This window comes from Burkholderia sp. MSMB1078WGS (assembly GCF_001528895.1).
Taxonomy (GTDB): domain Bacteria; phylum Pseudomonadota; class Gammaproteobacteria; order Burkholderiales; family Burkholderiaceae; genus Burkholderia.
Map to the genome: position 1 here is coordinate 25111 of NZ_LPDI01000101.1, position 13908 is coordinate 39018.

A 13908-nucleotide genomic window follows, 5' to 3' on the forward strand; every position below is an offset into this window, starting at 1 on the left:
TGGGGCGACGCGGCGGGGCGGCCCGGCTCGGTCCGGGGCCCCGCCGATCCGCGCGGGAAAAGAGCGGTGCACACCGCGAATGCGGTGCGACGATGGGCATGATCCTACGTGCCGTCCCCGTTACAGTCCAGCGGTCTATCTTTCAACGGGTTACGGTCGTTACACAACGCGACACGCCGATGACGAAACGATTACGAGCCGACACGCCGGGCCGGCGCGCCGCCGATTTCGCGGGTGATTTTCGCGATGCATTCGTGCAGCGCGGGCACGACGTGTTCCTGCAGCCATTCGGGCGGACACTGGTGCGACGCACCGCCGCAATTCACCGAATAGCGCTGGCCCGACGGGCCGACGAAACCGGCCGCGACCGCGTTCAGGCCTTCGCGCCATTCGCCGATCGCGATCGCGTGGCCGTCGCGCATCGCATCGTCGAGCGCGGGTGTCAGGCGGGCGGACACGTGCGGCCAGTCGTCGCCGGCGGTGGTGCGCAGCGACTCGAGCAACTGGCGGCGCTCGTCGTCCTCGAGCGCGGCGAGATACGCGCGGCCCACGGCCGTACGTGCGATGTCCATCCGCGAGCCGATTTCGAGGCGCGTGACGAGCACGGCCGAACGCGGGCGGATCACGTCGATCGCGACCATGTCGAGCCGGTCGCGCACCGCGAGGTGCACGGACAGCGACGTGCGTTCGGCCAGCTCGATCATGAACGGCCGGGAACGCGCGCGGATGTCGAAGTTGCGCAGGAAGCCGTGGCTGAGTTCGAGCACCGACGCGGTCAGCACGAAGCGCTCGCTGTCGGGCAACTGGAACAGGAAGCCGGCGCTGACGAGCGTCGCGGTGATGCGCGAGACGGTCGGCTTCGGGATGCCGGTCAATTCGGTCAGTTCGCGGTTGCTGACGGGGGCGTCGGCAGCCGCGATGCGGCGCAGCACGGCGAGACCGCGGGCGAGGGCGGTGATCTCGTCGGGCGACGATTCACGGTCCCGCGACGCGGGAGAGGTTACAGTGGTCGACACGAGGGATTCTCTCTAATTCCGAAACTCGATTTCAATTTTGTTGGTATTGTAGGACTATTGCCAAAAGATGCATGTTCCGCGGGTGAATCGGTCATTGGATGAGATTTTACGGGTTCACCCTTGGTTTATTGGGAAAACACTCAAATGAGCGTTGTCGGAAAGTGCATGAACCGGTGCAAATACCGCTTGACTTGTCGGGCGGAAACGGAAAGAATGTCTCACGTTTTCGAAACATCGTTTCAAGAGTTTAACCGGCAACGATGTTTCGCGCAGTCTCTCAGGTTCTAGCACGGCCCTCGGAATGGCTAGAACTTTTTTAGCGCCACGGTCTCCGTGGCGCTTTTTTTTGCCCGTTTCCGACTGTCCGCCCGGACGCGTCAGGCCCGTATTATCCCCCGATCGCCGTAAACGCCCGTCTGGGCCAATTTCGTGGCTGCTTGCACGCGGGATGGACGTCGCTTGCACGAGATCCCCACGCGCAAAAAAAAGCGCGATGCCCGCAATGGGCATCGCGCGTGAAACGGCGTGGAGCGCCGACGAATGAACGGTGATGAAGAAAAGAAGCCTGGCCAGGCGCCCTGCAAGGAGCAACGCCCCTCGCGCGCGGCCCGTCAGCCCTTCGCGAGCTTGATGCTGGTCTGCTCCGCAGTCAGGTAGCCGACGCTCGCGCCGAAGCGATCCTTGTAGTTCGCGCGCACGAGCGGGTCGAGGGTCGGCTTGACCTTGTCGTGCAGCGGCGATTCCCAGTCGCCCGCGTGCTGGAAGTTGCTCATGATGTAAGTCCAGCCGTTGATCTCGTCGACCGCGTGCAGGCCTGTCGATTCGGCGCCCGCCGGGCACGACAGCACGCGCGCGAGCGACTTCGTGTCGACGTTGTAGGCCCACAGGAAGTTGTTCACGTGCATGCCCGAGTCTTCGCCGATGAACAGCGTGCGCAGCTTTTCGGAGAACTTCAGGTTGTCCGGGTTCGCGATCTTGTCCGGGTTCGCGAGGTTGCCGAGCGCGTCGGCCGCGGCGAGATCCTCGCCGACGAGCGCGGCGGGCGCGCCCATGTCGACCGGCACCCATTCGCTGTCGATCGCGCCGCCCGTCGTGTCGCGCTGGCCGGCCTTCAGGTTCAGCGCATAGACGGCGCCCGCGGCGATCTTCTTGTCGACCGCGACGTCGCGCGACACCGCGTTGCCCTTGACCATCGACGTTTCGATCCGCGACATCGCCGTGTAGACGATCTTGTCCTTCGCGTTCACGGTCGTGCCTTCGAGCTTCGTGAACGCCATGCTGCCGCCGAGCAGCGCCGCGTAGCGGTGCGTCTCGAGGAACGCGGCGGCCTTTTCCATCCCCGGCTTCACGCGCATCCAGTTGAACTTGCCGCCGAAGTGGATCTTCGTGTAGCTCGCATCGTTCGGATCGGCGGTCACCAGGTCCATGATGTCCGACGCCTTCAGCGTGTTCGCGAGCGTTTCGATTTCGCTGCTGGTCGCATGGCCGATCTTGATCCACGTGAGCGTCGCGGTGCCCGCGCCCGCGGACGACGTCTGCGTCCACTTCGCGACGTACAGCGTGCCGGCCGACAGGTCGGCCGCCTTGTCCGCGACGAACATGAACAGGCCGCCGTTGGTCGCATCGTCGCCCATCATCACCGTGCGCTGGTCCGGCATCACCTGGATCAGCTCGTGCGAGATGCGGCCGAGGCAGTAGTGCTTCTTCACCGTGCCGGTGCCGTCCGGATTCACGGTGATCTCCGGCAGATGGCCGTAGTGATACGGATTCGCCTTCGTCTCGTCGCCGAACGTGTTCTTGCTGAACGCCTTGAACTGCGCGTCGGTCGCGGCCTTGGTCGCATCCGGCTCGTATTCCTCGCTCGACAGGTGCGTGCCCCACGGCGACAGGCTGGCGCCGCAGGTGATCCACAGGCCGTGCGCCTTCGACGTGTCGACGTTGTGGTACTTCACGACCTTCAGCGCGCCGGTGGCCGGATCCTGGTCGAGCGTGAGCACGGCGATCGGCGACGGCAACTGGCCGTACTGCGACGCGCTGGCCTGGTCGCGCGTCGCGTATTCGAACTGCACGACCGCGAACACGGTGTTGCCCTTCACGCCGGGCACGTTCGCGTTCTTCAGCGTCAGCAGCGAGCTGCCGTCCGGGCAGTCCGAATAGAACTGGCGCTCCTTGCCGGCCACCGAGCGATCGATGATCGGCTGGTTGTTGATGTCGTAGTAGCCGCCCGCGAGCGTCGTGCCGCCGTTGCCGTCCGGCACCATGTCGCCCGTCACGAAGAACGGCCGGTATGCGAGCTTGAAGTTGCGCGACGAGCCGTCCGAGAACGACACCGACAGCGTCGAGCCGACCGTCGTCGTGGCCATCGCGGCCGCGTTGTCGAGCGTAGGCGCGGCCATCGTCGAGAATGCCGCCGACGTATAGGCAGCGGCGACCGGGGCCGGCGTCGACGCGGGATCGTCGTCGCCGCCGCAACCCGTCAGCAGGGCCGGCAGCGCGAGGCCGGAAAGGGGAAGCATGGGCGCGCCGGCGAGGATCTTCAGGGCCTGACGACGGGAAGCATTGGGCAACGCGGGCATGTGGAGTCCAGTTTCGGTTGTTGGAAGAATGGCCTTCGCGAAGCAGGCGAGCGGCAAGCTTCGCGAAGGCAAGTTGAAATCTGGACCGAAGTGTAGGGACGCTAGATGAAAGTTTTTTGAATTGGAAACGTAATGATGTGTCGGGCATCCGTCAGGCATGCTGCGGGATGCCCATCGGATGCTTGCTCGCGCTCAATCGCGCTCGGGCGTGGCCGAGATACGGTGAATCGACAGGTCGGCGCCGTCGAATTCGGCTTCGCGATCGAGACGCAGGCCGACGGTCGCCTTCAGCGCGCCGTAGACGAGCGTGCCGCCCGCGGTCGCGATCGCGATGCCGCCGAGCGTGCCGACGAGCTGTGACAGGAACGACACGCCGCCGAGACCGCCGAGCGCCGGCAGTCCGAACACGCCGGCCGCGAGGCCGCCGAGCGCGCCGCACATCCCGTGCAGCGGCCAGACGCCGAGCACGTCGTCGATGCGCCAGCGGTTCTGCACGCAGGTGAACATCGCGACGAACAGCGCACCGGCCGCCGCGCCCGTGACGAGCGCGCCGATCGGATGCATCACGTCGGAGCCCGCGCATACTGCGACGAGGCCCGCGAGCGGCCCGTTGTAGGTGAAGCCCGGGTCGTTGCGGCCGGCCATCCACGCCGCGAGCGTGCCGCCGACCATCGCCATCAGCGAGTTCACCGCGACGAGGCCGCTGATCTTGTCGAGCGTCTGCGCGCTCATCACGTTGAAGCCGAACCAGCCGACCGCGAGCACCCAGGCGCCGAGTGCGAGGAACGGGATGTTCGACGGCGGATGCGCGGCGATGCGGCCGTCCTTCGCATAGCGGCCGTGGCGCGCGCCGAGCAGCAGCACGGCCGGCAGCGCGACCCAGCCGCCGAACGCATGTACGACGACCGAGCCCGCGAAGTCGTGGAACGGCGCACCGAACGCGTGCACGAGCCACGCCTGCACGCCGTAGCGCTCGTTCCAGGCGATTCCTTCGAAGAACGGATAGATGAAACCGACGATGATCAGCGTCGCGACGAGCTGCGGGTTGAACTTCGCGCGCTCGGCGATGCCGCCGGACACGATCGCCGGGATCGCCGCGGCGAACGTCAGCAGGAAGAAGAAGCGCACGAGCGCGTAGCCGTTGTGCTGCGACAGCGTGCCGATGTCGTCGAAGAATTCGACGCCGTACGCGATCGTGTAGCCGATGAAGAAATACGCGAGCGTCGACACCGAGAAGTCGACCAGGATCTTCACGAGCGCGTTGACCTGGTTCTTCTTGCGGACCGTGCCGAGTTCGAGAAATGCGAAGCCCGCGTGCATCGCGAGCACCATGACGGCGCCGATCAACAGGAACAGTGTGTCGACGCCGGATTTCAGACCATCCATGCCCTGGCTTCCTTGCGCAAAAAACGGGCAAGGAATGCAAGTATCGAGCCAACCTGGTGAACGGCTGCGTGGAATTGGTGCCCGGATACCGCACGATGCGGTATTCCGGTGAATCGTGCACGCGATCGGGGCGGGGCGGATGCCGAAGGAGCGCCCGGTTCTCTGCACGCGTGTGGTGCGGTACGTGCCGAATCGGTGCGTGCGACGATTGAAGCGGTGCGCGATCCTGCGTCGCCGTGCACCGATCTGGCGCGTCAGTGGCGCGCGAACAGCGTGGGCGGCCGACGCAGCCGCAGCGCGCACGCCGACCAGTAGCCGGCGACGGTCGCCAGCCCGAGCGCGGCCAACGCGAGCGCCGCGAAGCCGGCGACGGACTGGCCGTCGCCGTCGGCGCCGAGGATGCCTTGCGCGACGATCAGCGCGGCCGTCCAGAAACCGATCACGGCCTGCGTGAGCAGGCGCGCGCAGGCGATGCGGCGCGGACGCCCGGATTCGGCGAGGCGGCGCGCCGACGGCGCGCGCAGGCTCATGAACAGGGTGGCGGCGAGCAGTGCGGCCAGGGCGATGAGCCAGTCGACGAGGAAAGCCATAACGAGAAAAAGGGGGCACGGAAGAAGCGAATTGAAGCGTGCCCACTTTAGAGGTGCGGCGCCCGCGATTGAATCAGACGAATCCGAAATTGAAAGGGATTTTTAATGGCGGGTCGTCATTGAGCCTGTTCCACAGGCGGTATCATCGACACCGGTCCAACCACGAGGTCGTGCAACGCGCGGCCGGAGATTGCTGATGAACATGAAGACATCGCGGGCGCGTCGCGTGCCCGGGTCCGTGCTGGCGGCCGTGGCCGCCGGCGCGTTGCTGTTGCTCGCGGGCTGCGAGAAGTCCGGCACGCCGGCCGCGCAACCCGATACGGCCGCGAGCGCGGCCGCCGATGCGGCGAACAATGCGGCCAAGGCGCTCGACCAGATGGCGAGCACCGTCAACCAGCAGATCAATGCGGCGAAGGCGGGCCTCGCATCCGCGGCGTCGGCCGTGCCGCCGTTGTCCGCAAGCGGCCTCGCGTCGGCCGCGCAGGCGCAGATCGACGCGGCGGCGTCCGCCGTCGTCGCGCATGCGGCTTCAGAAGCGGGCGCGAAGATCGCCGAAGCCGGCAAGAAACTCCAGCAGTGGAGCCAGCAGAACGCCGCGGGGGCGAAACCCGCGAGCGGCGAATGACGCGGGCTTGCACGATCCGCAAAATGTAATTATGATGGTTACACATGTCGCCGGCCGCGGGTCGGGCCGGTGTCGCCGAGTGAGTCAGGAATGAATACCAGCAGCCGGTTCGCGTTCGCCGTTCACGTGCTCGCCTTGCTGTCGATGCAGGAAGGCGTGCCGTTGTCGTCCGACGTCATCGCGGGCAGCGTGAATACGAATCCGGCGCTGATTCGCCGGTTGCTGTCGATGCTGGCAGCAGCCGGGCTGACCACGTCGCAGCTCGGTGCGGGCGGCGGTGCGCTGCTCGCGCGCGAGCCCGGCGAGATCACGCTGCTCGACGTGTATCGTGCGGTCGACGATGCGCAACTATTCGCGCTGCACCGCGAGGCGCCGAATCCGGCGTGTCTCGTCGGGCGGCACATCCAGGGCGTGCTGACCGGCTATATCGGCGACGCGCAGCGCGCGATGGAGGCTTCGCTCGCCACGCGCACGTTGGTCGACGTGACGGCCGACATGCTGGATCTGGAACAGCGCACGCAACGAGCGGCGCGCGCCGGCGGGTAAACGGCGGCGGGCGACCGGCAGCGGGGCAACTTGCGGCGGACAACCGACGACGGGTGCCCGGCGGCAGGGCAGGCAGGAAGCCGGACGGCGCGGACGCGCGACGATCGGCGCAACGGGGGCTTCGCCCCGTTTTTTTTCGGTCTTATATGTAATTAATTGTGTTACATATTTTTATTTCTGGAGAATCGATATGACGCAACGTTCGTTGAATATCGCGCTGTTCGGCGCCACCGGCATGATCGGCTCGCGCATCGCGGCGGAAGCCGTGCGGCGCGGCCACCGCGTCACGGCGCTTTCGCGCCATCCGGGCGCATCCGGCGACGGCATCACCGCGAAGGCGGCCGACCTGTTCGACGCCGCCAGCATCGCGGCCGCGCTGCCGGGCCATGACGTCGTCGCAAGCGCGTACGGCCCGAAGCAGGAAGATGCGGCGCAGGTCGTCGCGGTTGCGAAGGCGCTGGTCGCCGGCACGCGTCAGGCCGGGTTGAAGCGGCTCGTCGTGGTGGGCGGCGCCGGTTCGCTCGAAGTCGCGCCGGGCAAGCAACTCGTCGACACCGAAGGTTTCCCGGACGCGTACAAGCCGCAGGCGCTCGCGCACCGCGACGCGCTCGGCTACCTGAAGACGGTCACCGATCTCGACTGGACCTTCTTCGCACCGGCTGCGCTGATCGCGCCGGGCGAGCGCACGGGCACGTTCCGCACCGGCATCGGCAAGCTGATCGTGGACGCGCAAGGCAACAGCAAGATCTCGGCGGAAGATTACGCGGTCGCGTTCGTCGACGCGCTGGAGCAGGACAGCTTCGTGCGCGAGATCGCGACGGTCGCGTATTGAGCGGCGTGACGGCCGGCGGCGGGTAAGCGCCGGCCCGGGTGCGACGTGCAAGCGGCGACGCGCAGCCATTTCAGGCGATTCCGCCCTCGCGGGTGGCGTCGCCTGTTTCATTTGGCGCGCGAAAGCGTCGCATGCATGACGGATCGGTATTTACACCGGTCGACGCAACGAAGCAGTTTTCATATTGTTCCCCGTCGGGCAGGATGAATAGAATAAATTTCTATCGACGAGGGAATGGAGAAATGGACGCCATCGATCGCAAGCTGCTGGAGCTGCTGCAGGCGGATGCCACGCTGCCGATCGCCGAGCTCGCGCAGCGCGTGAACCTGTCGCAGACGCCGTGCTGGAAGCGCGTGCAGCGGCTGAAGGAAACCGGCGCGATTCGCGCGCAGGTCGCGCTGTGCGATCCGCGCAAGCTCGGGGTCGGCACGACCGTGTTCGTCGCGATCCGCACGAACCAGCACACCGAGGAATGGGCGCAGCGTTTCACGCAAGCGGTGCGCGACATGCCGGAAGTGGTCGAGGTCTACCGGATGAGCGGCGAGACCGATTATCTGCTGCGCGTCGTCGTGGCCGGGATCGACGACTACGACCGCGTCTACAAGCAACTGATTCGCACGGTGCCGCTGTTCGACGTCAGTTCGTCGTTCGCGATGGAGCAGATCAAGTATTCGACCGCGCTGCCCGTGCGCGATCTGGCCGAGCCCGCCTGACGGACACGCCGCCGCGCCGGCGGCGCGGTGTCAGCGGCCGCGCGCGAGTGCGCGTGCGCGCTCGTCGGCCAGTGCGTCGCGGCGCACGAAATCCGCGACGAACGGGCTGGCCGGATGATGGTGCAGCGCGTACGGCGTATCCCATTGCGCGAGCCGGCCGTCCTTCATCACGCCGATCCGGTCGGCGATCGCGAACGCTTCCGCCTGATTGTGCGTGACGAGGATCGCGGTGTGCCCCGTGTGCTTCAGGATGTCGCGCAGCTCGAACGCGAGCCGCTCGCGCGTATCGACGTCGAGATTGGAGAACGGTTCGTCGAGCAGCAGCAATTCCGGCGACGGCGCGAGTGCGCGCGCGAGGGCGACGCGCTGCTGCTGGCCGCCCGACAGTTCGTGCGGATACGCGTCGCCGGAATCGGCGAGGCCGACGAGCTCGAGCATCTGCGCGACGCGCAGGCGCCGTTCGGCCTTCGGCCAGCGCCGCAGGCCGAACGCGACGTTGTCGGCCGCGCTCAGGTGCGGGAACAGCGCGTAATCCTGGAACATCATGCCGATGCGCCGCCGCTCGGGCGGCACGTCGAGCGACGGCGCCGCGACCGGCGTGCCGTCCAGCACGATGCGCCCCATGCGCACGGGTTCGAAGCCGGCGATCGCGCGCAGCACGGTGGTCTTGCCGCAGCCGGACGCGCCGAGCAGGCAGCCGATGTCGCCGCGCGGTAGCGCGAGGCTCAGGCCGTCGACGACGGTGCGGCGGCCGTGCGGCGTGTCGTAGGCGATGCAGAGGTCGTCGAGTTCGAGCAGGTTCACGGTATCAGCCTCCGATCTTGTGGCGGGTGCGTGCGAGCAGGATCACGGGCACGAGCCCGGCCAGCACGATCGCGAGCGCGGCGACCGCGCCTTCTTCATAGGTGCCGCGCGCGGCTTCCGCATACAGCCACGTCGCGAGCGTGTCGAAGTTCAGCGGGCGCAGCAGCAGCGTGGCCGGCAGTTCCTTCATCGCGTCGACGAACACCAGCAGCGCGCTCGTTGTGAGCGCGGGCCGCAACAGCGGCAGATGGACGCGGCGCAACGTGCCGCCGGCCGTTTCGCCGAGCGAGCGCGCGGCCTGTTCGAGCGATGGCGGAATGCGCGCGAGGCCGGCCTCGATGCCGCCGGCCGGAATCGCGAGGAAGCGCACGGTGTAGGCGATCACGAGCGCGGTCGCGGAGCCCATCAGCAGCAGTCCGTCGCGGCCGAGCGCCACGCCGAACAGCCGGTCGGCCGCCGCGAACGGAATCAGCAGGCCGATCGCGAGCACGGTGCCCGGCACCGCGTACCCGAGGCTCGCGATCCGCGTGCACAGGCGGGCAGGGCCCGCACGCGCGCTGTCGCGCTGCGCGCGCGCGGCCCATGCGACGACGAGCCCGCATGCGAGCGTCGCGGCGGTGGCGGCGGTCGCGATCGTCAGCGTGTTCGCGAGCCCCGTCATCAGTTGCGCGGATACGCCGCCGACGAGGTGCAGCCGCTTGCCGGTCTCGACCGCGAGATAGGCGGCCGGCGCGCCGAAGCCGAGCAGGACTGGCAGCCAGCCGAGCGCCGCGGCGCCCAGCGCGGCCGTGCCGGCCAGGCGGCGCGGCGCGATCGGCCGCATGCGCCGACCGTGCGCGTAGCGCTGGCGGCGGCGCCCGTAGCGTTCGAGCGCGATCATGCCGACGACGATCGCGAGCATCGCAAGGGCGATCTGCGCGGCGCCGGCGAGATCGGAGCGCGTGATCCACGTCGTATAGACGGACACGGTCAGCGTCTGCACGCCGAGAAATTCCGACGCGCCGATATCGTTCAGCGTTTCGAGCAGCGCGAGGCTCATGCCGACCGCGATCGCCGGCCGGGCAAGCGGCACGACGACGCGCCAGAATGTCGCGACGCGGCCGGCGCCGAGTGTGCGCGCGGCCTCGAGCAGGCTCGCGGACTGCGTGACGAACATCGCGCGCGTACTCAGATAGACGTACGGATACAGTACGAAGCCCAGCACGAAGATCGCGCCGGGCAGCGAGCGCAGATCGGGCAGGCGGAACTGGCGCGGGCTGTCGAAGCCGAGCAGCCAGCGGATCGCGCCCTGCACGGGGCCGATCGGATGCAGCAGGTCGAGATACGCGAACGCGACAATGTAGGTGGGCACCGCGAGCGGCAGCAACAGCGCCCAGGTCAGGATCCGGCGGCCGGGAAATTCGTACGCGGTGACGAGCCATGCGCAGCCGGTGCCGACGATCGACACGATCGTGCCGACGCCCGCGAGCAGCAGCAGCGTATTGACGAGCGCCTGCGGCAGCACGAATTCGGCGAGATGCCGCCAGTGCGCGAGATCGGCGTCGAACGCGGCGGCCACGAGCACCGCGAGCGGCGCCGCGACCGCCGCGGCGATCGTCAGCGCCGCGAGCAGCCACAAGCTGCCCGCGCGCGGCTCTCGATAGACGCGGGCAGGCGATGCGTCAGTTGTCAAAGCCGACCTTGTCGACGAGCTGGCTCGCCTGCTTGCGATGCTTCGCGATATCCGCCAGCGGCAGCGGGTCGATCTTCAGCGTGCCGAAGCTCGCGATCACCGGGTCGAGCTTCACGTTCGCGCGCACCGGGTATTCGTAGTTCGCCTGCGCATACAGCGCCTGCGCTTCCGGCGACACCAGGTATTCGAGCAGCTTCACCGCATTGGCCTTGTGCGGCGCATGCTTCGCCACCGTCGCGCCGCTGATGTTCACGTGCGTGCCGCCGCTCTTCGCGTTCGCGAACGTCGGGCGCACGACCTTGATCGCGTCGCCCCATTTACGCGCATCGCTGCCGGCTTCGGCATGCTTCATGTGGCCGACGTAGTACGCGTTCGCGAGCCCGACGTCGCAGATCCCGCCGAGGATGTCGCGCGCGACGTCGCGATCGCCGCCCGTCGCCTTGCGCGCGAGGTTCGCCTTCACGCCGCGCAGCCATTGCTCGGTCGCGGCCTCGCCGTCGTGCGCGATCATCGCCGCGACGAGCGCCGTGTTGTACGGATGCTGGCCCGACCGGATGCAGACCTTGCCCTTCCATTTCGGATCGGCGAGATCCTCGTAGCGGAACGCATCGACCTTCAGGTCCTTTTCGACGTACAGCACGCGGTCGCGCAGCGACAGCGCGTACCAGTCGCCGTTCGCGCCGCGCAGGTTCGCGGGAATCGCGTCGTCGAGCGCCTTCGAGCGCACCGGTTGCGTGACGCCGCCGTCGACGAGGTCGAGCAGGTTGCCGACGTCGACCGTCATCAGCACGTCGGCCGGCGACTGCGCGCCTTCCGCCTTCACGCGCTCGAGCAGGCCGTCCTTCACGAACACCGTGTTGACCTTGACGCCGCTCTGCTTCGTGAACGCATCGATGAGCGGCTGGATCAGCTTCGGCTCGCGGGTGGTGTACAGGCTCACTTCCTCGGCCGCATGGGCAAGCGGCGCGAAGGCGGCCGCAGCCAGGGCGAGGGCGCCGGCGAGCGGCAGCAGGCGGGTGCGCGGATTCGACATGGAGAACTCCGGTGGGGCAGGTGGACGAGGAAGCGTTCCGGAGCGCGCCTGCCGCCCGAACGACCCGGAACATTACAAAATGAAAGATTAGCGATTCTAAATCGAAATGGGAATGATTAACAAACGAAAGCTTGCGGAAAGCGGCGGAGATGCACGGGGCGGGGATCGGCGAACGGGGCGGCGCAGCGCGGGCGCAAGCGCGTAGAATGCCCGCTTCGACGAATTTGACGGAGCCGCACCGACCATGAACGATCAGCGCAAGAAGAACCCTGTCCGCAACGTGAGCATCCTGATCGTCGTGGCCGTGCTGCTCGTGATCGGGACGATCCTGTACAACGCGATTTCGCAGAAGCACGCGTACGACGAGGCCCATCCGGCCGAGGCCGCGAGCGCCGCGTCGCACTGAACGCCGGCGTGCATGATCGCTGCGCGGCGCGATGGAGCCGTGGGCGAGACGCAGGGGGCAGGAGGAGACGGGGGCGGCGCGACGCGTGATCCATCGCATCGCGCCGGACAGACGCAGGCGCCGAGGCCGGCGCGCCGCATGGAACAATCAGTCGAGCGTCATCGTGACGCAGGGGCGAACTTCGGGCGGATCCGTGCGTAGAACACGGCCGCGAGCAGCGCGAGCCACGCCGCGCCGACATACAGCGCGACGCGCGTATCGTCGAACCAGCCGAGCATCACGATCACGAAGCCCATGAATGCAATCGTCAGCGCGGGCGCCACGGGCCACAGCGGCACCTTGAACTTCAGCGCCGCGACTTCCGCACCCGACAGGCGGCGACGCATCGCCACCTGCGACAGCAGGATCATCAGCCAGACCCACACGGTCGCGAACGTCGCGATCGCGGCGACCACCAGGAACACGTCCTTCGGCATCAGGTAGTTGAGCAGCACGCCGACCAGCAGCGCGGCGGCCATCACGAGCACCGTGACCCACGGCACGCCGTGGCGCGACGTCGTCATCAGCACGCGCGGCGCCTGACCCTGCCGCGCCATCCCGAACATCATCCGGCCCGCGCCGAAGATGTCGCTGTTGATCGCCGAGATCGCCGCGCTGATCACGACGAGGTTCAGGATCGTCGCGGCGGATTTCACGCCGAGCGCCGAGAAGATCTGCACGAACGGGCTGCCGTCGCTGCCGACGCCGGTCCACGGGCCGATCGACATCAGCACCACCATCGTCAGCACGTAGAACAGCAGGATGCGCGCGGGCACCGCGTTGATCGCGCGCGGAATCACGCGCTCCGGGTCCTTCGCCTCGCCGGCGCTCATCCCGATCACCTCGATCCCGCCGTACGCGAAGATCACGACCGACAGCGACGCGATCAGCCCGCCGATTCCGTTCGGCAAGAAGCCGCCGTGGTTCCACAGGTTCGCGAACGTCGGCACGTCGGCGGAATGACCGAGGTGCATGCCGGTCAGCAGGATCGCGACGCCGCCGCCGATCATCGCGACGATCGCGCCGACCTTGATGATCGACAGCCAGAATTCGAGCTCGCCGAACACCTTCACGTGGCACAGGTTCAGCCCGCAGATGATCGCGACGACGCCGAGCACCCAGATCCATTGCGGGACATCCGGAAACCAGAAGCCCATGTAGATGCCGAACGCGGTGATGTCGGCGATCGCGACGATCACCATTTCGAGCGTGTAGGTCCAGCCGGTGACGAAGCCCGCGAACGGGCCGAGGTTCTCGGTCGCGTAGTGGCCGAACGAGCCCGCGACGGGTTCGCGCACGGCCATCTCGCCGAGCGCGCGCATCACCATGTAGACGGCCGCGCCGCCCAGGAGGTACGCGAGGATCACCGCCGGACCCGCGAGCTGAATCGCGGACGCCGACCCGTAGAACAGGCCCGTGCCGATCGCCGAGCCCAGCGCGAGAAAGCGGATGTGCCGCGCGCTCAGGTGGCGCTGCAAGTTTTTCATCGAGTCTCCGATATCGTTATGCGACGAACCGGGCGAGCGGGGCCGGCCCGATTGGCTCAAGTTGTCTATACAACTTGAATGTGAACGAATGATAACAAGCCGGGCCCGGTGACCGGAATCGGGTATTCCCTGACTGGCGCGGCGAGCGGAACGGCGCTTGGGGCATTCGTGCGCCCGCAGGCG

General features: G+C 67.4%; 13 protein-coding genes. 5 read left to right on the top strand and 8 right to left on the bottom strand.

The features are described 5' to 3' along the window. Window positions 1-191: 191 nt before the first annotated feature. The 4 genes from WT24_RS26720 to WT24_RS26735 form a co-directional block, all read right to left on the bottom strand. Entirely contained in the window at window positions 192-1016 is an 825-nt protein-coding gene (locus WT24_RS26720) for an IclR family transcriptional regulator (protein ID WP_059501840.1), read from the bottom strand. Window positions 1017-1627: 611 nt separating this feature from the next. Next, a complete protein-coding gene (locus WT24_RS26725) occupies window positions 1628-3592 on the bottom strand; it encodes a PhoX family phosphatase (RefSeq protein WP_060036320.1) in 1965 nt (654 codons plus the stop codon). 192 nt (window positions 3593-3784) lie between these two features. Further along, on the bottom strand, window positions 3785-4978 hold the full coding sequence (locus WT24_RS26730; protein WP_060036321.1) for an ammonium transporter: 1194 nt from the start codon (window positions 4976-4978) through the stop codon (window positions 3785-3787). Window positions 4979-5232: 254 nt separating this feature from the next. Continuing rightward, window positions 5233-5568 (bottom strand): hypothetical protein, encoded by a 336-nt coding sequence (locus WT24_RS26735; protein WP_060036322.1) that lies wholly within the window; start codon window positions 5566-5568, stop codon window positions 5233-5235. Between the two features lie 196 nt (window positions 5569-5764). On the opposite strand from WT24_RS26735, the gene WT24_RS26740 reads away from it, so the two are divergent. From WT24_RS26740 to WT24_RS26755, 4 genes are all read left to right on the top strand, one after another. Continuing rightward, entirely contained in the window at window positions 5765-6193 is a 429-nt protein-coding gene (locus tag WT24_RS26740) for a hypothetical protein (RefSeq protein ID WP_060036323.1), read from the top strand. Window positions 6194-6283: 90 nt separating this feature from the next. Further along, window positions 6284-6739, top strand: a complete 456-nt coding sequence (locus WT24_RS26745; protein ID WP_059501849.1) for an Rrf2 family transcriptional regulator — start codon at window positions 6284-6286, stop codon at window positions 6737-6739. A gap of 190 nt (window positions 6740-6929) precedes the next feature. Continuing rightward, a complete protein-coding gene (locus WT24_RS26750) occupies window positions 6930-7571 on the top strand; it encodes an NAD(P)-dependent oxidoreductase (RefSeq protein ID WP_060036324.1) in 642 nt (213 codons plus the stop codon). 242 nt (window positions 7572-7813) lie between these two features. Continuing rightward, window positions 7814-8284, top strand: coding sequence for an Lrp/AsnC family transcriptional regulator (locus tag WT24_RS26755; RefSeq protein ID WP_006484401.1), 471 nt, complete (start codon window positions 7814-7816; stop codon window positions 8282-8284). 30 nt (window positions 8285-8314) lie between these two features. Here WT24_RS26755 and WT24_RS26760 read toward each other — a convergent pair whose 3' ends face one another. Genes WT24_RS26760 through WT24_RS26770 form a run of 3 tightly spaced genes read right to left on the bottom strand, consistent with a single transcriptional unit; the run spans window position 8315 to window position 11793 of the window. Beyond that, complete coding sequence (locus tag WT24_RS26760) at window positions 8315-9088, bottom strand: ABC transporter ATP-binding protein (protein WP_060036325.1); 774 nt, start codon at window positions 9086-9088, stop codon at window positions 8315-8317. Between the two features lie 4 nt (window positions 9089-9092). Next, a complete protein-coding gene (locus WT24_RS26765; protein WP_060036326.1) occupies window positions 9093-10760 on the bottom strand; it encodes an iron ABC transporter permease in 1668 nt (555 codons plus the stop codon). After that, entirely contained in the window at window positions 10750-11793 is a 1044-nt protein-coding gene (locus WT24_RS26770; protein WP_060036327.1) for a Fe(3+) ABC transporter substrate-binding protein, read from the bottom strand. Before WT24_RS26770 ends, WT24_RS26765 begins: the two co-directional genes overlap by 11 nt. A gap of 244 nt (window positions 11794-12037) precedes the next feature. Here WT24_RS26770 and WT24_RS34675 point away from each other — a divergent pair, with 244 nt between their 5' ends. Further along, the gene (locus tag WT24_RS34675) at window positions 12038-12199 is read left to right on the top strand and encodes a hypothetical protein (RefSeq protein ID WP_006476417.1); all 162 of its coding nucleotides are present in this window, start codon (window positions 12038-12040) and stop codon (window positions 12197-12199) included. A gap of 158 nt (window positions 12200-12357) precedes the next feature. Here WT24_RS34675 and WT24_RS26775 read toward each other — a convergent pair whose 3' ends face one another. Continuing rightward, window positions 12358-13725, bottom strand: a complete 1368-nt coding sequence (locus WT24_RS26775) for an amino acid permease (RefSeq protein ID WP_059792322.1) — start codon at window positions 13723-13725, stop codon at window positions 12358-12360. Window positions 13726-13908 lie beyond the last annotated feature (183 nt).